The following is a 19,704-nucleotide window of genomic DNA, read 5'->3' as shown; positions in this document are numbered from 1 at the left end:
CCCCCGGGCGTAGATGCGAGGCGGCCGGGCTGACACTGTTCCGTCCAGGCAAGCCATTGATAGCACGGCATTCCCCGGGCACCACCGATTGACGCGTGACCTTTCGTCAGCGGACCACCCGGCGGGATGGTGGCCCGCTTGGACCAATAACCAAGGTAAATCCAACGCTAGTCCAACGTCGCTGCAAGGCTTTCCGGCCGATCTGGAAGCATTATCGCTTCAGATCAGGAGCCCGAGGGCGGGCAACAACGGGAGAGCGGACATGAAAATCGTCGTTATCGGAGGCAGCGGCCTCATCGGAACCAAGCTTAGCGCCATCCTCAAGCAGAGAGGCCATGACGTTGTCGCGGCCTCGCCCCGTTCCGGCGTCAACACCATCACACGCGAGGGACTGGCCGAGGCGCTTTCGGGCGCGCAGGTGGTCGTCGACGTCGCCAATGCGCCGTCGTGGGAAGCGAAAGCGGTGCTCGAATTTTTCGAGACTTCCAGCCGCAATCTGCTTGCGGCGGAGAAGGCCGCAGGCGTCGGCCATCATGTCGCGCTCTCGGTCGTCGGTACCGAGCGCCTGCTCGAGAGCGACTATTTCCCCGCCAAACTGGCACAGGAGAAGCTGATCAAGGAGTCCGGCGTTCCCTATACCATCCTGCGCGCCACGCAGTTCTTCGAGTTCGTGGGCGGCATCGTCCAGTCGGGCACCGACGGCGACACCTTTCGCATGTCGCCCGCCCTGTTCCAGCCCATCGCTTCGGAAGACGTCGCCGCTGCGCTGGCCGACGTTGCGATAGCACCACCGGTCAACGGAACCATCGAAGTCGCCGGCCCTGAGCCTATTCCGCTCGACAAGATCGCCCGGCAGTTTCTGGCCGCGAAGGGCGACGGCCGCAAGGTGATCGCCGACGTTCATGCCCGCTACTTCGGTGCCGCGATTGACGATCGTTCGCTGACCCCCGGCGAACATCCGCGCCTTGGCCGGATCCGTTTCGAGGACTGGCTTAGCCACTGATCGTCAGGCAAATCCGGCAGTCAGGCCGGTAACGGCCTAACCGGATCATTCGCGCCCCACGCCCTCCCATGAACGGATCGACGATGTTGAAATCAGTATGTCTTGGCATAGCCGTGTTGCTCGGCGTCGCCATGGAAGCGAATGGCGTCTTCATGCTTGTGTCGCCCGCCGATTGGTACATGGCAGTTCCGGGCGTGACATCCACCGGACCCTTCAATCAGCACTTCGTGCGCGATATCGGGTTGATCTTCCTGCTCCTTGGCGGCGCATTTCTGGTTGGGGCAGCACTGCCTCGCTCGCGGATCCTGCTTTGGGCCGCGCCGTCGATCTGGCTGCTCGGCCACGCCCTGTTCCATTTGTGGGAGGTCGCAGTCGGCATTTGCTCACCCTCGGTTATTCCCCGCGATTTTCCGGCTGTCACGTTGCCGGCGATCATCGGAATATTGCTGACCCTCTGGGCAATCCTTCAGTCACGCGGCCTCGCCGCCAAAGCAGCCTAGTACCCGGCGACGGCGAGGACGACGACAGCGCCGAGCGCTTTCCAGCCGAAGCCACGGCCGCGCGACCACCAGGCATTGGCAGCGGCGGCAAAGGCGTAGACCGCGACGATCGTCACGACGATCCAGTGCCGTGCGCTTTCCGATCCAAACGAGGGCGCGGCCATCAGCAGCACACCACCGCCGATCCACGCCACGGTGCCGGCCTGCCAGACCAGGCGGATCAGGGTCCGCAGACTCTCCGGCTGGATGGTCGCCCTGGCGAACACCTTGGTTTCCCCAAGCACGCCGTGAATCAGGGCCACCGCTATTCCGGCGACGCCTGCGCATTGCAGAATGAGATCGCGCATCGAATGTCTCCATACACTACTGTATGGTTATGCGCCGCATTCTGGCACCTGTCAATACAGTATTGTATGGTGGGCGTCGCATGGAACGAGCATGAGCGATCAACTCTCGGCAAAGGATTGGGTCGACCAGGGCCTCAAGGCGCTGGCGAGCCGCGGCTTCACCGCGCTGAAGGCGGAACCTTTGGCAAAGGCGCTGCGCGTGTCACGCGGCAGCTTCTACTGGCACTTTGCCGATATCGCCGCGTTTCATGCCGCGATCCTGGCGCGCTGGCACGAGGTTGCGGCGGAGCAGATCATCGCCAATGTCGAGGCGGCTTCGAACGACGAGAACCCGCTCGCGCGGCTGCTGCGCCGCGTGTTCGGCGAGCGGCTGATGCTGGAGCGGGCGGTCCGCACCTGGGCAAGCGTCGACGCCGCCGCGCGTGCCGCCGTGCAGGCGATCGACCGGCGGCGGCTTAGCTATGTCGAAAGCCTTTTGACACAATCCGGATTGCCTGCGGATGCGGCCCGTGCCCGCGCCCAAATTCTCTATTGGGCGTTTCTCGGCTTTGCTCTGTCAGACCAGCCCTTGCCAAAAGCCCGGCAACAGGCCGTGCTCGACGAACTGGTGCGGATCGCTACGTCATGACACCCTGCAATCCGATATGCTAAGGACCAGCGGCCTAGCCGGAGACCGCAAATGAACGCCTCGCCCGAACGCCTCGACAGCACCGTCGATCCGAAGCTGCTCGAGATCCTCGTTTGCCCTGTGACCAAGGGTCCGCTGGAATTCGACTCGACCCGGCAGGAGCTGATCTCGCGCTCCGCAAAACTCGCCTACCCGATCCGCGACGGCATACCAATCATGCTGCCGGAAGAGGCGCGGAAGATCGAGTGAATCCATCTTCGTAGGATGGGTAGAGCGAAGCGAAACCCATCATTCACATCGTTGACGACTGTTGATGGGTTTCGCTTCGCTCTACCCATCCTACGGTCCACCTACAACGTCTCGCCCTTCAGCAGCCGCGGCACTTCGCCGGCCAAACCGGCCGCCTGGCGAATGAACAGGCTCTTCAGCGGCGGCGCGCGATCGACAAGGCCAAGCCCGATATCGCGCACGGTGCGCAGCAGCGTCGATTCGTTCGAGAACAGGAAGTTCAGCGAATTGGTGGCAAGCCCCATCGCCATGGTGTCGAAGCGCCGCCAGCGCTGGTAACGGTCGAGCACGTCGGCCTGCCCGGGATCGATGCCGAGCCGCGCCGCATCGACCACCACTTCTGCCAGCGCCGCGACATCCTTGAGGCCCATGTTGAGCCCCTGCCCGGCGATCGGATGAATGACATGCGCGGCGTCGCCGACCAGCGCCAGCCGCTCGGCGATGAATGAGCGCGCGACGAAATAGCCGAGTGGAAACGCGCGCGGCTTGTCGAGCGCCTTGATCTCGCCGAGGTGCAGCCCGAAGCGCTTCTCCAGTTCATCGTGGAAGTCGGCCTCGCCGAGCGCGGTGATGCGCGTGGCCTCGGCGCGATTCTCGGTCCACACCAGCGACGAGCGTTTGCCGGTCAACGGCAGGATCGCGAACGGACCCGCGGGGAGAAAATGCTCTTCGGCGCGGCCGTGATGATCCCGCTCATGGCCGACGGTGACGACGATGCCGGATTGATCGTAGTCCCAGCCATGGGTGGCAATCCCGGCGCGCTCGCGCAGCTTTGAGCGCGCGCCATCGGCGGCGACCAGCAGGCTTGCCTCGATGACATTGCCGTCGGCGAGCGTCACCGTGACGCCATCGGGACGGGAATCGTAGGTCGAAACCGCGGTGGCCCGGAGATCAATGCCCTCAGCCTCGGCACGCGCGACCAGCACATCGATCAGCCGGCGGTTTTCGACCATGTGGGCGAAGGGTTCGCCGGGTTCGACATCGCCGGCAAAGGTCAGGAACACCGGACGGGTGGCATCCTCCAGTTTGGAATCGGTAACGACCATGTCGAGGATGGCTTGCGAATCGGCGGCCACCTGATCCCAGACGCCGAGCGCCTCGAACAGCCGCCGGCACGCGGCCACAATAGCGGTCGCCCGCGGATCGCGGCTCGGCCGCATCGCCAGGGCCGGATCGGCCACGATGACGGGAATATCGGCGCCAAGGCCCTGGCGGAACGCCAAAGCCAGCGCCAGCCCCGCAAAGGCGCCGCCGCAGATGACAATGCTTCGTTGTGCCGCCATGCGATCCCTTACCCGGCTACTACGTCAGACTACGCTTGCTACCTGATAATAGCTGGGCGAAACAGGCCATAAAACAAGCCTAAGCTGTCATTCCGGGATGGTCCGAAAGGACCAAATCCGGAATCTCGAGATTCTCAGGTGCGCAATTGCGCACCATAGTTCGATACTACGTATCGCCCCGGAATGACGGCAAGAATCGAAAGCACACCATGTCCAAAGGCCTCATCGACCTGATTTCCATTCTCGATCTCGAACAGCTCGAGGTGAACCTGTTCCGGGGCAATAGCCCGAAGACGGGTTGGCAGCGGGTGTTTGGCGGCCAGGTGATCGGACAGGCGATGGTCGCGGCATGCCGCACCGTCGAGGGTCGCCTGCCGCATTCGATCCATTGCTATTTCATCCTGCCCGGCGATCCGCAGATCCCGATCATCTATCAGGTCGAACGCCTGCGCGACGGCAAGAGCTATTCGACCCGCCGCGTCACCGCGATCCAGCATGGCAACGCCATCTTCTCGATCATGGTGTCGTTCCATGCGGAAGAAGAAGGCGCGTTCAACCATCAGGACAAGATGCCGGACGTCCCGCCGCCGGAAAAACTCACGGCGGAAGAAGTGTCGAAGCAGCCGATGTTCAAGGAGATGCCGGAATTCATCCGCCGCTATTACGAATCCGACCGGCCGATCGAATTGCGCCCGGTCGAGCTCGGACGTTACTTCGGCCAGAAGATCGACGACGGGCGGATCCATGTCTGGATTCGCACCGCGGCCAAACTGCCCGACGATCCGGCGCTGCATTTGTGTGCGCTGGCCTATGCGTCGGATTTCTCGCTGCTCGATGCGGTGATGGCGCGCTACGGCCGCACCCTGTTCGACAAGCGCATGATGCCCGCGAGCCTCGACCACGCGATGTGGTTTCACCGGCCGTTCCGCGCCGATGAATGGCTGCTCTACGCGCAGGATTCGCCGAGCGCGCAAGACGGCCGTGGATTGACCCGCGGCCTGATCTTCAAGCCTGACGGCACACTGGTGGCATCGGTGGCCCAGGAAGGCTCGGTGCGCCAGCGCAAATAGGCGGCGACCCGGCTTCAGCCACTTCCGCGGCTGGCGTCTCGTTTGGCCTGCGCTCGCTTGTTCGCCTGCGATACCCTTCCGATTTTTGACGGCGGGATCTTCATCTGGCGGCGGCGGCTTGGGAGAGATCTCATCCCGTCATGGGAGTGCGGTTCATTTTGCGGTCGGGAGAATTGCTGCGCCCGACGAAGCGCCAATGCGCGTCGCGCCGCTTCTCCAAGCTCCTTCCTTGCTTCGAACTTTCGCAGACGCTTGAGCTCCTTGTTGACGCGCTTGATGGCGGCGACGAAAACCTGCTTGCGCTGGTTGGCATGCTCCGTCGTCCCGGAAAAGCTCTTGCCCCGAGGCTCGGCCTTTCCCTTCGTTTGGCGTCGTCGATGCCGCGCGAGGGTGCGTTCCTTGCTGCCGAGGTCCCGAAGCATTGCGCGAAGGTCTTCGAGCCTTTTCCGGTTCATTTCCGCAATAGCGGGGTGGTGGGTGTCACGAATGATTTCCTGTTCGTCGCGCTTCAGGACGCTGAATTCAAGCTTGCAGGGAGCTGACATCGAATTCTCCTCGTTTGATGTGCCGACGCATGTGAGGTTTCGATCACCCGATGGCGCCTCTCGACGCCACTCATCCCGATTCGCCGCGCTCGACGGTAACGCGGGCCTGCATAAGCCGCTGGAATAGCTTTCGACGCCGCAACAGCGGATGCCAGGCATAAAGAAAAATTTCAGAGGGCCGCCAGATCGCGACCCAACCGAGGATCAGGAAGCCCTCTCGGAAAATATCCGGAAATGGACCCTCTTGAAATTTCTGCGACAAGAACCATCCGAGCATCAGGCAGACTGAAAGCACGATCAGGCCGACCAGCAGGGAGAGCCGGCCTGTTCTGAACAGCTCCTGCATCTCGCGCGTGGTCTCGTGGCTTCGGAGACCGAAATAGTCCTTGATGGCAGAGGCGATCTCCGACGAAGCGGATGGCGAACATTTCTCGGCGGGCAAGTGCAGGACAATGTCGATTGGAACTCCCTTCGGCACATCCTCCGCATAATCGACGATATAGTCTTCCGCCTCCTTTGCGAGGTCCCGTTCCCGGAACGGCGAAGGATCAAGCGTGTTGAAGAGCTGCGAGACCGTGCGCAGTTTCATTTCGATTCGTCCTGCGTTCGCAGGGTCGGTCGAAGCGGCTGTCATATGGGCACTCGGTCGCGTCTACCGGTGGCCGCACCGTTCGCCACCAGGCCGCTCTTGTTGAAATACCATCGACCGGCCGATCGAAAAATCAGGACATTCCTACCCAAGCTTCAGGGTTTTGTGGGATTACCCCGGGCCCGGCTTGGCGGCCGTCCCGCGCGGCGAGAGCGTGTCGCCGCGCGGAATTGCCCTTGACTGCGCGTGGTGCGAGTTCAGGCAGGGATTCCACCCTCAATCCGGACGTTCTTCTGCGTCGGATTTCTCGCTGCTCGATGCGGTGATGGCGCGCTACGGCCGCACCCTGTTCGACAAGCGGATGATGCCGGCGAGCCTCGACCACACGATGTGGTTTCACCGGCCGTTCCGCAGCCGACGAATGGCTGCGCTACGCGCAGGATTCGCCGAGCGCGCAAGACGGCCGCGGATTGACCGGCGGCCTGATCTTCAAGCCCGACGGCACATCGGTGGCCCAGGAAGGCTCGGTGCGCCAGCGCAAGTAGTTGCGCGCGGCGTCCCGCAACGGTTCGCTCGAAACGTCAAGCTAGACCGTGCGGTCGGCCAGCGCGAATTGCGACACGTACCAGCCTGCGTACCAGCGCAATACCCACGGAATCGGAATGATGAAGACGCAGGCGATCCCGAACACGACGGATCGCCACAGCACTTCCAACCCCGAAGCAAGGAAGATGACTTCGCGGTGAGTGCCGCTGATATTGCGGCAGATCCAGCGCATCCAGGCCGTGATCACCCAGGCCCAGCCGATGATCGTGATGAACGAAACGTACAAAAGAACTTGCCAGCCGATGTAGTGCAGCGCGTTGCCGTTGAAGGCGATCGGAAGCTGCTGGCCGTTGGAGCTAAGATTCGAGGCGATCCACCGAATGACCATCCAGGACAGCACGGCCTGAATCGGGATTGAAAGGTATTGCAGGTAATAGAGGTCGGCCGAACCTATGTAGGTCAGGACACCGATCGCGATGAAGACATACCAGATGTCGAGGGGCTGGCCGGTAAAGCCCATGTTGGGCCGGCCCGGGACATAAAGCCGGGAAATCATCCAGCGGTAGAAGCCGGTCGCGGTCCAGGGCGCCGGTATCACCAGCAGCATGCCGATGATGAACAGCAGGCTTCGCCCGAGCAGGGGCCATATCGGAAGGTCGGCCGACAGCACGCCGCCGGAATAACCGTCGGCTGCGACCGGGGGCGGGGCGCCGGGATGCGAAAGAGAGGGCGGAGCCGATCCGCCGGGGACCAGGCCGGGAATATCGCCCGCCCGCTGCCAACCCGACATCCCCTCGGTCCAGACCAATGTATCCGCGCCCACCATGCCCCTCGTGATGAGGTCGCGAAGCTGCGCCTCCGGATAAGGGCCCTGTTGCTGACCGTTGGATGCATAAAACCACGATCGGTTTGACATTTTAGTCCCTTGAGCCGTGGAGAGGGGTGAACCGGCCGGACGGCTGGCGATGAAACCTCATTTTGGCGGACGATCCCGCCGCCTGTACAGTGATTGACGTCACCAGCTCCAAATGTTTTCCCCTTTTACCTGCAACTTTTTTGTGCCATTTGCCCAGAAAGATGCCAGATTTGCGTCGGCAGCGCGCCGCCGGGCGATCAGCCAGCCGTGTGCTCAAAAAATATCCAGGGAAATAAAGGCCTGACCATGAAACTCGTCGTCGCGATCATCAAACCCTTCAAGCTTGACGAGGTGCGCCAGGCGCTGACGGCCATCGGCGTCCACGGCATGACGGTAACCGAGGTCAAGGGCTACGGCCGCCAGAAGGGGCACACCGAAATCTATCGCGGCGCCGAGTACGTCGTGAACTTCCTGCCAAAACTCCGAATCGAAATCGCGGTCGCCTCCGACGTCGCCGACAAGGCGGTCGAGGTCATTACCGCGAACGCGCGTACCGGGCAGATCGGCGACGGCAAGATCTTCGTCACGCCGATCGACCACGCCCTGCGAATCCGCACGGGCGAGACCGATAGCGACGCGCTCTGAGACATCACTGAATTGAAGGCGCGGCGGCAACGACGTCGAACGCCAGAAGCCAAGAAAAGATAACAGGCCGGGGGAATTCCATGGGGGCACCATCGTATCGTGCAGCAAAGAAGGCTGCGCTCATCGCTGTTGCGGCGAGCTCGCTTGCGACACCGGCCCTGGCCGAGACGTCCACCATCAATGCCGCCGACACCGCTTGGATGATCGTTGCCACTGCGCTGGTCTTGATGATGACGATACCGGGCCTGGCGCTGTTCTATTCCGGCATGGTGCGCAAGAAGAACGTGCTGGCGACGATGGCACAGAGCCTCTCCGCAGTTGCGCTCATCTCGATCCTCTGGGTGGCGTTCGGCTATTCGCTGGCCTTCGTCGGCGATGGTCCCTGGATCGGCACGCTCGATCGCTGGTTCCTGATCGGAATGACGATGGAGAGCGTAAACCCGGCGGCGAAGACGATCCCGGAAGCGCTTTTCATGCTGTACCAGATGACGTTTGCGATCATCACGGTGGCGCTGGTGGCGGGCGCTGTGGCGGACCGGATGCGGTTCTCGGCCTATCTGCTGTTTTCCATCGGCTGGTTCACCTTCGTCTATGTGCCGCTCGCACACTGGGTGTGGGGCGGCGGTTTCCTCGGCACCATGGGCGTGCTGGATTTCGCCGGCGGCCTCGTCGTGCATCTTTCCGCCGGCATCGGCGGGCTGGTTGCCGCCACCGTGATGGGCCGGCGCCAAGGCTATGGCAGCGAGAACCTCGCGCCGTTCGACCTGTCGCTTGCCGTGATCGGCACCGGTTTGTTGTGGGTCGGCTGGTTCGGCTTCAATGGCGGATCGGCACTGGGCGCGAATTCACGCGCGGTGATGGCGATCACCGCGACACATTTGGCCGCGTGCGCCGGCGCGCTGACCTGGGCCGCGATCGAATGGGCGACACGGCGCAAGCCGTCGGTGCTCGGCATGATTTCGGGCGCCGTCGCGGGTCTCGGCACCATCACGCCGGCCTCCGGATTCGTGGCGCCGTGGCACGGCGTCATCATCGGCGTGGTCGCGGGAACGCTCTGCTTCTGGGCCTGCACCTGGCTCAAGCAGCGCTTCAAATATGACGACTCGCTCGACGTGTTCGGTGTCCATGGCATCGGCGGATTGACCGGCACATTGCTCGCCGGCGTATTCGCGGTGAACGCGATCGGCGGCACCGCGGGCCTGATCGAGGGCAACGCGCAGCAGGTCCTGATCCAGCTCTATGGCATCGCCGCCACGCTGGTGTGGTCCGGCGGCATCACCTTTGTACTTCTTAAGCTGGTGGGCGTGTTCGCGCCGCTACGGGTATCGCTGCAGCAGGAGCTCGAAGGCCTCGACATCTCCCAACACGGCGAAGCGCTGCAATAGGCCACCCACCCCATTACCGTTTTCCTGCCCGGAGGCTGAGCAGGATTGTGACGGCGGTCACGCCTGCTCACGATTTGAGCAAGCTTGGCTACACTTTGGGCGCGACGGAATGGCGCAGGAACGTGCAATTCCCGCAACGGGCGAAAAGGACCGCATTCATAAACTGTTAGGGAGCGATGCCGATCTGGCACGGCATTTGATTCTAAGGGTCCTGGCTGTGCCCGCGTAGTGAACATCTCCGCGTGGTGAACCTCAGTCGAGAACGCCCGGTCGGTCTGCACCGGGCCCAAGCGGGGATAGGACCCATGAAAATTGTTATGGCGATCATCAAGCCATTCAAACTGGAAGAAGTCCGTGATGCCCTGACCGCCATTGGCGTTCATGGTCTCACGGTGACGGAAGTCAAAGGTTATGGCCGCCAGAAGGGCCATACGGAAATCTATCGTGGCGCCGAATACGCCGTGAGCTTCCTGCCCAAGATCAAGATTGAGGTCGCTGTGGCCTCGGATCAGGTCGACAAGACCATCGACGCCATCACAACAGCTGCCAAGACCGGCCAGATCGGCGACGGCAAGATCTTCGTCATCAACCTCGACCATGCGGTTCGCATCCGCACCGGCGAGGCAGATGCCGCGGCCCTCTGATTTCGCGCTCAAACCTTACCACTCAGGAGTAAAACCAAATGACGTTTAAACGTCCCTATAGCGCGGGACTGGCGGCCCTCGCAGTCGGCCTGTTCGCCGCGACCGCGGCCTACGCCGAACCGACCGTCAACAAGGGCGACAACGCCTGGATGCTGACATCGACCGTGCTGGTGTTGTTGATGACCATCCCGGGCCTGGCGCTGTTCTACGGCGGTCTCGTCCGCTCCAAGAACATGCTCTCGGTCCTGATGCAGGTCTTCTACACCGTCTGCATCGTGACCCTGCTCTGGGCGCTCTACGGCTACAGCCTCGCCTTCACCGGCGGTTCCGACTTCATCGGCGGCTTCTCGAAAGCCTTCATGATGGGCATCACCACCGACTCGAAGGCAGCGACCTTCTCGGTGGACGCCAACATCTCGGAACTGGTCTATCTCTGCTTCCAGATGACGTTTGCGGCGATCACGCCCGCGCTGATCGTCGGCGCCTTTGCCGAGCGCATGAAGTTCTCGGCGATTGCGCTGTTCATCCCGCTCTGGGTGACGCTGATCTACTTCCCGATCGCGCACATGGTCTGGTACTGGCCCGGTCCGGACGCGATCCAGGATGCCGCCAAGGCACTCGCCGCGGCTGCTGACGGTGCCGCCAAGACCGCGGCGCAGGCCAAGCTCGATGAGATCAACGCCGATGCCGGCTGGATCTTCAAGAAGGGTGCGATCGACTTCGCCGGCGGCACCGTGGTGCACATCAACGCCGGTATCGCCGGTCTCGTCGGTGCGCTGCTGATCGGCAAGCGCGTCGGCTACGGCAAGGAGCTGATGGCCCCGCACTCGCTGACCATGACCATGATCGGCGCTTCGCTGCTCTGGGTCGGCTGGTTTGGCTTCAACGCCGGATCGAACCTGGAAGCCAACGGCGGCGCCGCGCTCGCCATGACCAACTCCTTCGTTGCAACCGCAGCGGCGGCGATGGCCTGGATGTTCGCGGAATGGATCGTCAAGGGCCACCCCTCCGTGCTCGGCGCTTTGTCGGGCGCGGTGGCGGGCCTCGTGGCGGTCACGCCGGCAGCCGGCTATGCCGGTCCGATGGGCGCGATCGTACTCGGCCTCGTGGTCGGCGTCGTCTGCCTGTTCTTCTGCACCGTGGTGAAGAACTCGCTCGGCTATGACGACTCGCTCGACGTGTTCGGCGTCCACTGCATCGGCGGCATCGTCGGCGCGCTCGGCACCGGCATCCTGGTGAACCCGGCCCTCGGCGGCGCTGGCATCATCGACTACACCGCCGTTCCGCCGAAGGTCGCCGATTACGACTTCGCGGCGCAGATGGTCTCCCAGCTCTGGGGCGTCTGCACCACGCTGGTGTGGTCGGGCATCGGCTCGGCGATCCTCTACAAGGTGGTCGACGTGATCGTCGGCCTGCGCGTCAACGTCGAGACCGAGCGTGAAGGCCTCGACGTCACCGAGCACACCGAGCGCGCTTACAACATGTAAGTTCTCCCGGGATGCGATCCCCCCGGGGTCGCATCCACAACTCCGGTTCGGGCACATACCCGGCAATGCCCTGACCGTTGAGGGGCTCCAGCGCAAGTTGGAGCCCCTTTCTTTTTTTCACCCTTTGAGAAAAGATTGCCAAATTGGCCCGCTACGATCGAGCGGCAAAGACCGAGCGAAAAAGCTGGGCAAAAACGGGAGAGCGTCATGAAACTCGAAGGTGGATGCTATTGCGGCAAGGTGCGCTATCAGGCCGAGGGCGAACCGATGATGGCGGCACAGTGCCACTGCCGGGAATGCCAGTACATCTCGGGCGGCGCGCCGAACATGTTCGTGGCGATGCCGGTCGACGGCTTCAAGTACACCGCAAGCCAGCCGAAGCAGTTCTCTCGCAGCGACCTCGAGCGCGCCGTGACGCGCGAATTCTGCCCCGAATGCGGGACCCATTTGGTGACCAAGGTGCCGGGATTGCCGGCGGTGGTACTGAAGGTCGGAACCTTCGACGACCCCTCGCTCTTCAATCCGCAGATGGCGATTTACACGATCGACAAGCAGGCCTTCCACCAAGTGCCCGACGGCATGCCAGCCTTCGAGCGGCTGCCGGGGCGGTAGCAACAGGAACCGTCGCATCCGGGAATTTGGCGGCGGTCGCTTGCGCCGCCCCCGGCCTGGCTTAAGACCGCCGTCTGGCCTGCTTGGAGAACCGTCACTCGGCCATTCCCGATGGCTTTTTGCACCGTTTTTCAAGAAATGCCGTCCAAGGGTGGAAAGGCCGTAAAATCGCTGCCGGCACCGATGGTTAATCGCGTCTTAACCTCGCCGTATCTATGGTGGTTTGATGTGTTTCCGGTCAGCGGTTTGGGCCCTCGACCGCTTTTGAAAGTGTTGGCGTTTCAGACATGGCAATGACCGCCTCTTCCGGCGTGGCGCAGGGCGCCGGCAGCGTATCTGCCGGCCAGGCCGAGCGCTCGCCGTTCCTCCGGACGACTGAGCTGCTGGCGCCGTATCAGCCCGCCAAGCCATTGATCACACTGTCATTGGGCGAGCCCCAGCACCCGGTGCCGGATTTTGTCGGACCGGTCCTGGCGAAGCACATCGCTGATTTCGGCCGCTATCCCCTTGCCAAGGGCATCGAGCCGTTCCGCCACGCCGCCGCTGGCTGGCTGAGTACCCGGTTCGACCTGCCGCGGCCGATCGATCCCGAAAGCGAAATCCTGGTGCTAAGCGGCAGCCGCGAGGGGCTGTTTTTCGCGGCGATCACCGCCGCCCGTTATGTCGGGCCGCGCCGAGGAAAACCCGCAATCCTGATGCCCAACCCGTTTTATCCGGCCTATGGCGCGGGCGCCCGTGCCGCCGGCTGCGAACCGATCTACCTGCCGACCACGCTCGCCAACGGATTTTTGCCGGATCTCGACGCGCTCGACGAGGCGACGCTGGCCCGCGCCGTGGCGATGTTCATCGCCTCGCCCGCCAACCCGCAAGGCGCGGTCGCCTCGCGCGACTACTTCATCCGCTTGAAGAAGCTCGCCGACCGTCATGGCTTCATGATTTTGAGCGACGAGTGCTATTCGGAAATCTACACCCGGCAGGCGCCGGGCAGCGCGCTGGAATGCGCGGGGCCCGACTTCACCAACGTCGTTGCGTTCCAGTCGCTGTCGAAGCGCTCGAACCTGCCCGGCATGCGCGTCGGCTTTGCCGCTGGCGACCGAAAGTTTCTCGCGGCCTTTCACGAATTGCGCAATGTGGCGGCACCTCAGGTGCCGGTGCCGCTGCAGCACGTCGCGGTCGCCGCCTATAGCGACGAAGCGCACGTCGAAGAGAATCGCAGGCTCTACCGCATCAAGTTCGATCTCGCCGACCAGATTCTCGGCAGCCGCTACGGCTATGTGCGGCCCGCCGGCGGCTTCTGCGTCTGGCTCGACGTCTCCGAACTCGGCGGCGATGAGGCTGTAGCAGTGAAACTTTATCGGGATGCGGGGGTCCGCGTGATCCCTGGGAGTTATCTGTCGCGGCTGCAGAACGACGGCTTCAATCCCGGCGCAGGCTACATCCGTCTCGCGCTGGTCTCCCACAGTGAATCAACGGCCGAGGCATTGCACCGGCTGGTCGAAATTCTGGATTAATCGCAGGGCCCCCATGAGCATGCCAGCGATCGAACGTGTTATCCCTCTGGTCAGCCATCTGCCGGTCTCGATCCGCGACGCCCTCGCGCGACGGCTGCGCGAGCTTACCGGCCTTTGCCTGATCGCGCTGTCCGGTGTGGCGGCGGCGGCGTTGATGACGTGGTCGGTACAGGACCCGAGCCTGAGCCACGCGACGTCGCGGCCGATCCGCAACGTTCTCGGCTACCCCGGCGCGATCGGCGCCGATCTCCTGATGCAGATTCTCGGCCTCGGCGCGATCATGCTGATCCTGCCCGTCGCGGTGTGGGGCTGGCGCATGCTGACCCATCGCACCTTCGACCGCGAAGCGCTGCGTCTTGGATGCTGGATTCTCTGCACGGTGATCGCGGCAGGCTTTGCAAGCTGCTGGCCGCATGGCGGAGCGTGGGCGCTGCCGACCGGCCTTGGCGGCGTCGTCGGCGATGCGCTGGTGCGCGCGCCCGCCGTGGTGTTCGGCCCGGCCGGCTTCACCTATCGTCTCGTGCTCGGCATCATCCTGTTCGCGGCGATGTGCGCGGCGTTCCTGTTTGCCAGCGGCTGGGGCTCACGCCCGAGAGAGGAAGAGCTGACGCCGATCGAGGACGATGACACGCCTTTCGTGGAAGAAGAGGACCGCAGTTCGGTTTCGCTCGGCTGGGCGTATCACGCGCTGATGAGCCTGAAGGCGCGGCTCGGCTGGCTGATGAGCGCGGCCTATCGATCGCTGGTGTCGAGTTCGCCACCGCCGCGCAGGGCCTCGTTCGAACGTCAGGAACCGAGCCTCAGTGGCCGCGCGGCGCCGACGCTGGCTCCGCAGCAGGAAGAATTCGAGGACGAGGAAGAAGAGGAAGACGAGGAAGAGGAAGTCCCGGCCGCTCGCACTCCACGGAAGAAGGCCGCGCCGCGCGCACCGGCCCGCAAATCCGAAAAGTTCGAACTGCCTTCGGTCTCGGTGCTGACGGCGCCCAAGGCGTCGGACCGGCAGCCGCTCAGCAAGGCTGAGCTCGAGGCCAATTCGCGCGCGCTGGAAGGCGTGCTCGGCGATTTCGGCGTCCGCGGCGAGATCGTCAAGGCCAATCCCGGCCCGGTCGTGACGCTCTACGAACTCGAACCGGCGCCCGGCATCAAGTCCTCGCGCGTCATCGGCCTTGCCGACGATATCGCCCGCTCGATGAGCGCGCTCTCGGCCCGCGTCGCCGTGGTTGCGGGTCGCAACGCCATCGGCATCGAACTGCCGAACGTGCATCGCGAAAAGGTCTACCTGCGCGAATTGCTGACCGCGAAGGACGAGTCGCACGCAAAACTGCCGCTCTGCCTCGGCAAGAACATTGGCGGCGAGTCCATCATCATCGATCTGGCGCGCACGCCGCATATGCTGATCGCCGGCACCACCGGCTCCGGCAAATCGGTCGCGATCAACACCATGATCCTGAGCCTGGTCTACCGCCTGCGCCCCGATCAGTGCCGTCTGATCATGGTCGATCCAAAAATGCTCGAACTTTCCGTCTATGACGGCATCCCGCATCTGCTGACACCGGTCGTGACCGATCCGAAGAAAGCGGTGGTCGCGCTGAAATGGGCCGTGCGCGAGATGGAAGAGCGTTACAAGAAAATGGCCAAGCTCGGCGTGCGCAACATCGACGGCTACAACCAGCGCCTCGTCGAAGCCAGGGGCAAGGGCGAGGATCTGACGCGCACGGTGCATACCGGCTTCGACAAGGAAACCGGCAAGGCGATTTATGAGGAAGAAAAGCTCGACCTCGATCCGCTGCCCTACATCGTCATCATCGTCGACGAAATGGCTGACCTGATGATGGTGGCCGGCAAGGACATCGAAGGCGCGGTGCAGCGCCTCGCCCAGATGGCGCGCGCCGCCGGCCTGCATGTCATTCTCGCAACCCAGCGTCCGTCGGTCGACGTCATCACCGGCACCATCAAGGCGAACTTCCCGACCCGTATCTCGTTTCAGGTCACCTCGAAAATCGACAGCCGCACCATCCTCGGCGAAATGGGCGCCGAGCAGCTGCTCGGACAGGGCGACATGCTCTATATGGCCGGCGGCGGACGCATCAGCCGCGTGCACGGACCGTTCGTTTCCGACGAGGAAGTCGAAAAGGTCGTGCGTCACCTCAAGACGCAGGGCCAGCCGGAATATCTGGAGGCGGTTACCGCAGAAGAGCCGACCGACGAGGACGGTGCGGTGTTCGATTCCACCGGCATGGGGGCCGAGGGCGGCGGCGACCTGTTCTCGCAGGCGGTTGCGATCGTCAAGCGCGACCGCAAGGCCTCGACTTCCTACATTCAACGCCGGCTGCAAATCGGCTATAACCGCGCCGCGTCGTTGATGGAGCGGATGGAACTCGAAGGCATCGTCGGGCAAGCGAATCACGCCGGCAAGCGCGAAATTCTGGTCGAGGAGGAAGAGGGCGGATTCTAGATCTCGGCGCTGAATGTGGATTCGGTGCAACGATTTTCACGGAAAAACGATATCTCCTTTGCTCAAAAGCGCGATAAAATGGCCGGAAGCGGGACGCCTTGTCGAATAGAGATCCGAATTACCTGATGACACAACAATCCACCCACCGCGGGCTGCGCGCCGGACTGGCCCTTTTGATCGCCACGTCCCTGGCAGGCGTAGCGACGCCGGCGCTCGCGCAATCCGTGCCGGTTCCAAAGCCCGCGCCCGTTCAGAAGCTTTCGCCGCCCAAAGCCCGCGATGGCAGCGTGCAGATGAGCGCGCAGGACAAGGCGCCTGCGACCACCGGCGCCACCCAGACACCGCCGAACCCGGTGATTCCCGACCCGAACCGCAATGTTCCGGCCAATATTTTTGCAACCTTCGACGCCAACCAGAAGGCGCAGGCTGCCCGGGTCAGTTCCTATCTGTCATCGCTGCAGACGCTGGTCGGAAATTTCGTCCAGGTCGGCCCCGACGGCAGCAAGACCAAGGGCGATTTCTACATCCAGAAGCCGGGCAAGGTGCGTTTCGAATACGAAGCGCCCAGCCCGATCGCGATCATCGCCGACGGATCGTCGCTGGCAGTCCGCGATACGAAGCTTGCGACCCAGGATATCTACCCGCTGTCGCAGACGCCGCTGCGCTTCCTGCTGTCGGACCGTATCGATCTGCTCAAGGACACCAATGTCGTCAACGTCACGGCCGATGACATCTACATCAGCGTCACCATCGAGGAGAAGCAGGCCCTGATCGGCACCAGCCGGCTGATGCTGATGGTCGGCGTCAAGGACGGCCAGCTCAAGCAATGGACGGTGACCGATCCGCAGGGCTACGACACCACGATTGCGGTCTACAATCTGGATTCGTCCAAGAAGGTCGACCCCGGCCTCTTCAAGATCGATTTTACCAACTACATCACGCCGGCGAATTGAACCGCGCGCCTTCTCCATTCTTTCCGTAGGGTGGACAAAGCCAACGGGTCGCGCGAATGCGCGCCTGATGACCGGCTCCACGCGCCCACCAACATGTCGCGGTTCGATAGATGGTGGGCACGTCGCTGGCGCTCCTTTGCCCACCCTACGAAATTCCAGCTGTGGACAAGCAGGGCGACGCCATCACGAACCGTGGTAATACACGGCCCTCATGCGGTTTTCCCTGACAACGTGGAATATCAATTCGGTGCGCCTGCGCATCGACATCGTCGCCAAATTCCTCAAATCGGCGCGGCCGGACGTGCTGTGCCTGCAGGAAACCAAATGCATCGACGACGCCTTTCCGCTGAAGCGATTCAAGCGTCTCGGCTATGAGCATGTCGCGCTGAACGGGCAGAAGGGTTATCACGGCGTCGCCATCGTCTCGAAACTGCCGTTCGAGACCACCGATATAAGAACCTTCTGCGACAAGATCGACTCGCGCCACATCTCGGTGGCGTTCGGCGAGAAGGCGCAGCTCGCAAAGCCGCTGGTGCTGCATAATTTCTACGTGCCGGCCGGCGGTGACATTCCCGATCCCGCGCTCAATCCGAAGTTCGATCACAAATTGAAATTTCTCGACGAGATGAAGGCGTGCGAACCGCTGCATCCGCGCGGCGACGACCGGCACATCCTGGTCGGCGACCTCAATGTCGCGCCCCATGAGAACGACGTGTGGTCGCATAAGCAGCTGCTCAAGGTCGTCTCGCACACACCGATCGAATGCGAAAAGCTGTTGGCGGCGCAGACCCATGGCGAATGGTTCGACGTCGCGCGCGAGCGCATCCCGCTTTCGGAGAAAGTCTATACGTGGTGGAGCTACCGCGCCGCCGACTGGACGGTGGGCGACCGCGGCCGGCGGCTCGATCACATCTGGGTCTCGCGCGCGCTGAAGGACGGGATCAGCGATTTCAGGATCACCCGCGACGCCCGGAGCTGGGAGCGCCCGTCCGACCACGTGCCGGTCACGGTGACGCTGGAAGTCTAGAGCATGATCCGGAAAAGTGGGTACCGGTTTTCCGAAAAGATCATGCTCAAATCAAAAAGTTAGATCGATCAAATGCTGAACTTGGCGCCGGCGATCAAAATGTCGCTGGCGAGCTGGCTGGTACGGGTGGCGAGTTCGTCACGCAGACGGCGCGCGGCGGCAGGATCGCTTTCGAGCACGCGTTGAAACAGACTGCGCGCCACCCGGATGACCGAGCAATGATCGAGCGCGACCGCGCTCGAGGGCCGCTTCATGGCGACGATCAGTGCCAATTCGCCGATCAGGGCACCGGGTCCCGCGACGACCTCGGCGCCGCCGTCCTCGACGCGGATCGAACCACGCTGAACGATATAACCGGCATCCGCCTCGTCACCGGAGTTGAACAGATAATCGCCAGGCGAGAAATCGCGCTGCTCCGAGCCGATCGCCAGCATGCGCAGCGACGCCGTGCCCAACAAGCGCAACGTCGGCACCCGCTCGAGCAGGGCTACATCATCTTCGATCGACATGGACCTGTGACCGGGATGCGCGAAAATTACGAATCGAGGCGGCGAATCGAATCACGGCACCAGCTTGTAGCCACCGGCTTCCGTCACCAGGATTTCCGGATTGGCCGCATCCTTCTCGATCTTCTGCCGCAGACGGTAGATATGGGTTTCCAGCGTGTGCGTGGTGACGCCCGAATTGTAGCCCCACACTTCTTGCAGCAGCGTCTCGCGCGACACCGGCAACTGGCCGGCGCGATACAGGAAACGCAGGATCGCGGTTTCCTTTTCGGTCAGCCGCACCTTTCTGGCATTGGCCGCGGTCAGCATCTTGGAGCCGGGCCGAAAGCTGTAGGGGCCGACGGAAAACACCGCGTCTTCGCTGGCCTCGTGCTGACGAAGCTGCGCCCTGATACGGGCAAGCAGGACGGCAAACCGAAACGGCTTTGCGACGTAATCATTGGCGCCGGATTCGAGACCCAGAATGGTGTCCGAATCGGTGTCGTGGCCGGTCAGCATGATGATCGGCGCCTTGAAGCCGCCTTTGCGCAGGCTGCGCACCACTTCCCGTCCGTCGGTATCCGGCAAGCCGACATCCATCAGCACCAGATCGGGAGAATTGGCCTTGGCGGCGCTGGCGCCCTTGGCACCGGTATCGACTGCGGAGGCTTCGAACTCCTCGTGCAGCGATAATTGCTCGACCAGCGTATCGCGCAGATCGGTGTCGTCATCCACGATCAGGATCTTGCGGGCATTGGGCATAGGATACGATCCTCTTGAGGCAGGCGGCGGACACAAATGGAAGCGTCTCAAGCCGGGTCTTGGTGTCGATGACCATCCGGATT

The 19,704-nt window shown here is 62.8% G+C and carries 21 protein-coding genes and 1 pseudogene; 16 read left to right on the top strand and 6 right to left on the bottom strand.

The features are described from left to right. The first annotated feature begins 262 nt into the window (after nt 1-262). Together ACPPVP_RS01455 and ACPPVP_RS01450 are read left to right on the top strand one after the other, a co-directional pair. The gene (locus ACPPVP_RS01455; protein ID WP_426530607.1) at nt 263-1,003 is read left to right on the top strand and encodes an SDR family oxidoreductase; all 741 of its coding nucleotides are present in this window, start codon (nt 263-265) and stop codon (nt 1,001-1,003) included. 68 nt (nt 1,004-1,071) lie between these two features. Further along, nucleotides 1,072-1,503 carry a hypothetical protein gene (locus ACPPVP_RS01450; RefSeq protein WP_426530605.1) on the top strand — a complete coding sequence of 144 codons (432 nt, stop codon included), beginning with the start codon at nt 1,072-1,074 and terminating at the stop codon, nt 1,501-1,503. Here ACPPVP_RS01450 and ACPPVP_RS01445 read toward each other — a convergent pair. Continuing rightward, nucleotides 1,500-1,850 (bottom strand): hypothetical protein, encoded by a 351-nt coding sequence (locus tag ACPPVP_RS01445; protein WP_426530603.1) that lies wholly within the window; start codon nt 1,848-1,850, stop codon nt 1,500-1,502. The genes ACPPVP_RS01450 and ACPPVP_RS01445 overlap by 4 nt on opposite strands. Nucleotides 1,851-1,941: 91 nt before the next feature. Here ACPPVP_RS01445 and ACPPVP_RS01440 point away from each other — a divergent pair, with 91 nt between their 5' ends. Further along, nucleotides 1,942-2,478: a TetR/AcrR family transcriptional regulator gene (locus tag ACPPVP_RS01440; RefSeq protein WP_426530601.1), complete on the top strand. Its 537-nt coding sequence runs from the start codon at nt 1,942-1,944 to the stop codon at nt 2,476-2,478. A 51-nt stretch (nt 2,479-2,529) separates the two neighbouring features. After that, a complete protein-coding gene (locus tag ACPPVP_RS01435) occupies nt 2,530-2,727 on the top strand; it encodes a Trm112 family protein (RefSeq protein ID WP_225676169.1) in 198 nt (65 codons plus the stop codon). A gap of 101 nt (nt 2,728-2,828) precedes the next feature. Here the strand turns inward: ACPPVP_RS01435 and ACPPVP_RS01430 are convergent, their stop codons facing one another. After that, the gene (locus ACPPVP_RS01430) at nt 2,829-4,049 is read right to left on the bottom strand and encodes a ubiquinone biosynthesis hydroxylase (RefSeq protein ID WP_426530599.1); all 1,221 of its coding nucleotides are present in this window, start codon (nt 4,047-4,049) and stop codon (nt 2,829-2,831) included. Between the two features lie 209 nt (nt 4,050-4,258). On the opposite strand from ACPPVP_RS01430, the gene tesB reads away from it, so the two are divergent. Together tesB and ACPPVP_RS01420 are read left to right on the top strand one after the other, a co-directional pair. Continuing rightward, nucleotides 4,259-5,119, top strand: a complete 861-nt coding sequence (tesB, locus tag ACPPVP_RS01425) for an acyl-CoA thioesterase II (RefSeq protein WP_426530597.1) — start codon at nt 4,259-4,261, stop codon at nt 5,117-5,119. Between the two features lie 140 nt (nt 5,120-5,259). Further along, entirely contained in the window at nt 5,260-5,661 is a 402-nt protein-coding gene (locus ACPPVP_RS01420) for a hypothetical protein (RefSeq protein WP_426530595.1), read from the top strand. Between the two features lie 73 nt (nt 5,662-5,734). Here ACPPVP_RS01420 and ACPPVP_RS01415 read toward each other — a convergent pair whose 3' ends face one another. Continuing rightward, nucleotides 5,735-6,253: a hypothetical protein gene (locus tag ACPPVP_RS01415; protein ID WP_426530593.1), complete on the bottom strand. Its 519-nt coding sequence runs from the start codon at nt 6,251-6,253 to the stop codon at nt 5,735-5,737. A 295-nt stretch (nt 6,254-6,548) separates the two neighbouring features. Here ACPPVP_RS01415 and ACPPVP_RS01410 point away from each other — a divergent pair. Beyond that, a pseudogene (locus ACPPVP_RS01410) lies at nt 6,549-6,798 on the top strand (acyl-CoA thioesterase); the annotation flags it as partial. Nucleotides 6,799-6,839: 41 nt separating this feature from the next. Here the strand turns inward: ACPPVP_RS01410 and ACPPVP_RS01405 are convergent. Then, the gene (locus tag ACPPVP_RS01405; RefSeq protein WP_426530591.1) at nt 6,840-7,715 is read right to left on the bottom strand and encodes a DUF4339 domain-containing protein; all 876 of its coding nucleotides are present in this window, start codon (nt 7,713-7,715) and stop codon (nt 6,840-6,842) included. Nucleotides 7,716-7,961: 246 nt separating this feature from the next. Here ACPPVP_RS01405 and ACPPVP_RS01400 point away from each other — a divergent pair, with 246 nt between their 5' ends. From ACPPVP_RS01400 to ACPPVP_RS01360, 9 genes are all read left to right on the top strand, one after another. Continuing rightward, nucleotides 7,962-8,300 carry a P-II family nitrogen regulator gene (locus tag ACPPVP_RS01400; RefSeq protein WP_028348351.1) on the top strand — a complete coding sequence of 113 codons (339 nt, stop codon included), beginning with the start codon at nt 7,962-7,964 and terminating at the stop codon, nt 8,298-8,300. 80 nt (nt 8,301-8,380) lie between these two features. Further along, the gene (locus ACPPVP_RS01395; RefSeq protein WP_426530588.1) at nt 8,381-9,685 is read left to right on the top strand and encodes an ammonium transporter; all 1,305 of its coding nucleotides are present in this window, start codon (nt 8,381-8,383) and stop codon (nt 9,683-9,685) included. 305 nt (nt 9,686-9,990) lie between these two features. Continuing rightward, a complete protein-coding gene (locus ACPPVP_RS01390; RefSeq protein ID WP_007598642.1) occupies nt 9,991-10,329 on the top strand; it encodes a P-II family nitrogen regulator in 339 nt (112 codons plus the stop codon). A 38-nt stretch (nt 10,330-10,367) separates the two neighbouring features. Then, nucleotides 10,368-11,816, top strand: a complete 1,449-nt coding sequence (locus ACPPVP_RS01385; RefSeq protein ID WP_426530586.1) for an ammonium transporter — start codon at nt 10,368-10,370, stop codon at nt 11,814-11,816. Between the two features lie 207 nt (nt 11,817-12,023). Then, the gene (locus ACPPVP_RS01380) at nt 12,024-12,428 is read left to right on the top strand and encodes a GFA family protein (RefSeq protein WP_426530584.1); all 405 of its coding nucleotides are present in this window, start codon (nt 12,024-12,026) and stop codon (nt 12,426-12,428) included. A 287-nt stretch (nt 12,429-12,715) separates the two neighbouring features. Next, a complete protein-coding gene (locus ACPPVP_RS01375) occupies nt 12,716-13,939 on the top strand; it encodes an aminotransferase class I/II-fold pyridoxal phosphate-dependent enzyme (RefSeq protein ID WP_426530582.1) in 1,224 nt (407 codons plus the stop codon). Between the two features lie 13 nt (nt 13,940-13,952). After that, nucleotides 13,953-16,394, top strand: a complete 2,442-nt coding sequence (locus tag ACPPVP_RS01370; RefSeq protein WP_426530580.1) for a DNA translocase FtsK — start codon at nt 13,953-13,955, stop codon at nt 16,392-16,394. 125 nt (nt 16,395-16,519) lie between these two features. Further along, nucleotides 16,520-17,347, top strand: a complete 828-nt coding sequence (locus tag ACPPVP_RS01365; protein ID WP_426530578.1) for an outer-membrane lipoprotein carrier protein LolA — start codon at nt 16,520-16,522, stop codon at nt 17,345-17,347. 211 nt (nt 17,348-17,558) lie between these two features. Then, on the top strand, nt 17,559-18,374 hold the full coding sequence (locus ACPPVP_RS01360; protein WP_426530576.1) for an exodeoxyribonuclease III: 816 nt from the start codon (nt 17,559-17,561) through the stop codon (nt 18,372-18,374). A gap of 68 nt (nt 18,375-18,442) precedes the next feature. Here the strand turns inward: ACPPVP_RS01360 and ACPPVP_RS01355 are convergent, their stop codons facing one another. Both ACPPVP_RS01355 and ACPPVP_RS01350 read right to left on the bottom strand, forming a co-directional pair. Beyond that, nucleotides 18,443-18,883 (bottom strand): cyclic nucleotide-binding domain-containing protein, encoded by a 441-nt coding sequence (locus tag ACPPVP_RS01355; protein WP_426530574.1) that lies wholly within the window; start codon nt 18,881-18,883, stop codon nt 18,443-18,445. Between the two features lie 51 nt (nt 18,884-18,934). Next, nucleotides 18,935-19,621 (bottom strand): response regulator transcription factor, encoded by a 687-nt coding sequence (locus ACPPVP_RS01350; protein WP_028348340.1) that lies wholly within the window; start codon nt 19,619-19,621, stop codon nt 18,935-18,937. Between the last annotated feature and the right edge of the window lie 83 nt (nt 19,622-19,704).

Origin of the sequence: Bradyrhizobium sp. McL0615 (assembly GCF_049993905.1) — a bacterium.
Lineage (GTDB): Bacteria > Pseudomonadota > Alphaproteobacteria > Rhizobiales > Xanthobacteraceae > Bradyrhizobium.
This window is presented reverse-complemented; position numbering and strand designations above follow the sequence as displayed.

Excerpts from the sequence above, each read along its gene's own strand:
- ACPPVP_RS01455 (WP_426530607.1), top strand. The coding sequence starts at position 263 with ATGAAAATCGTCGTTATCGGAGGCAGCGGCCTCATCGGAACCAAGCTT.
- ACPPVP_RS01450 (WP_426530605.1), top strand. The coding sequence starts at position 1,072 with ATGAACGGATCGACGATGTTGAAATCAGTATGTCTTGGCATAGCCGTG.
- ACPPVP_RS01445 (WP_426530603.1), bottom strand. The coding sequence starts at position 1,850 with ATGCGCGATCTCATTCTGCAATGCGCAGGCGTCGCCGGAATAGCGGTG.
- ACPPVP_RS01440 (WP_426530601.1), top strand. The coding sequence starts at position 1,942 with ATGAGCGATCAACTCTCGGCAAAGGATTGGGTCGACCAGGGCCTCAAG.
- ACPPVP_RS01435 (WP_225676169.1), top strand. The coding sequence starts at position 2,530 with ATGAACGCCTCGCCCGAACGCCTCGACAGCACCGTCGATCCGAAGCTG.
- ACPPVP_RS01430 (WP_426530599.1), bottom strand. The coding sequence starts at position 4,049 with ATGGCGGCACAACGAAGCATTGTCATCTGCGGCGGCGCCTTTGCGGGG.
- tesB (WP_426530597.1), top strand. The coding sequence starts at position 4,259 with ATGTCCAAAGGCCTCATCGACCTGATTTCCATTCTCGATCTCGAACAG.
- ACPPVP_RS01420 (WP_426530595.1), top strand. The coding sequence starts at position 5,260 with ATGGGAGTGCGGTTCATTTTGCGGTCGGGAGAATTGCTGCGCCCGACG.
- ACPPVP_RS01415 (WP_426530593.1), bottom strand. The coding sequence starts at position 6,253 with ATGAAACTGCGCACGGTCTCGCAGCTCTTCAACACGCTTGATCCTTCG.
- ACPPVP_RS01405 (WP_426530591.1), bottom strand. The coding sequence starts at position 7,715 with ATGTCAAACCGATCGTGGTTTTATGCATCCAACGGTCAGCAACAGGGC.
- ACPPVP_RS01400 (WP_028348351.1), top strand. The coding sequence starts at position 7,962 with ATGAAACTCGTCGTCGCGATCATCAAACCCTTCAAGCTTGACGAGGTG.
- ACPPVP_RS01395 (WP_426530588.1), top strand. The coding sequence starts at position 8,381 with ATGGGGGCACCATCGTATCGTGCAGCAAAGAAGGCTGCGCTCATCGCT.
- ACPPVP_RS01390 (WP_007598642.1), top strand. The coding sequence starts at position 9,991 with ATGAAAATTGTTATGGCGATCATCAAGCCATTCAAACTGGAAGAAGTC.
- ACPPVP_RS01385 (WP_426530586.1), top strand. The coding sequence starts at position 10,368 with ATGACGTTTAAACGTCCCTATAGCGCGGGACTGGCGGCCCTCGCAGTC.
- ACPPVP_RS01380 (WP_426530584.1), top strand. The coding sequence starts at position 12,024 with ATGAAACTCGAAGGTGGATGCTATTGCGGCAAGGTGCGCTATCAGGCC.
- ACPPVP_RS01375 (WP_426530582.1), top strand. The coding sequence starts at position 12,716 with ATGGCAATGACCGCCTCTTCCGGCGTGGCGCAGGGCGCCGGCAGCGTA.
- ACPPVP_RS01370 (WP_426530580.1), top strand. The coding sequence starts at position 13,953 with ATGAGCATGCCAGCGATCGAACGTGTTATCCCTCTGGTCAGCCATCTG.
- ACPPVP_RS01365 (WP_426530578.1), top strand. The coding sequence starts at position 16,520 with ATGACACAACAATCCACCCACCGCGGGCTGCGCGCCGGACTGGCCCTT.
- ACPPVP_RS01360 (WP_426530576.1), top strand. The coding sequence starts at position 17,559 with ATGCGGTTTTCCCTGACAACGTGGAATATCAATTCGGTGCGCCTGCGC.
- ACPPVP_RS01355 (WP_426530574.1), bottom strand. The coding sequence starts at position 18,883 with ATGTCGATCGAAGATGATGTAGCCCTGCTCGAGCGGGTGCCGACGTTG.
- ACPPVP_RS01350 (WP_028348340.1), bottom strand. The coding sequence starts at position 19,621 with ATGCCCAATGCCCGCAAGATCCTGATCGTGGATGACGACACCGATCTG.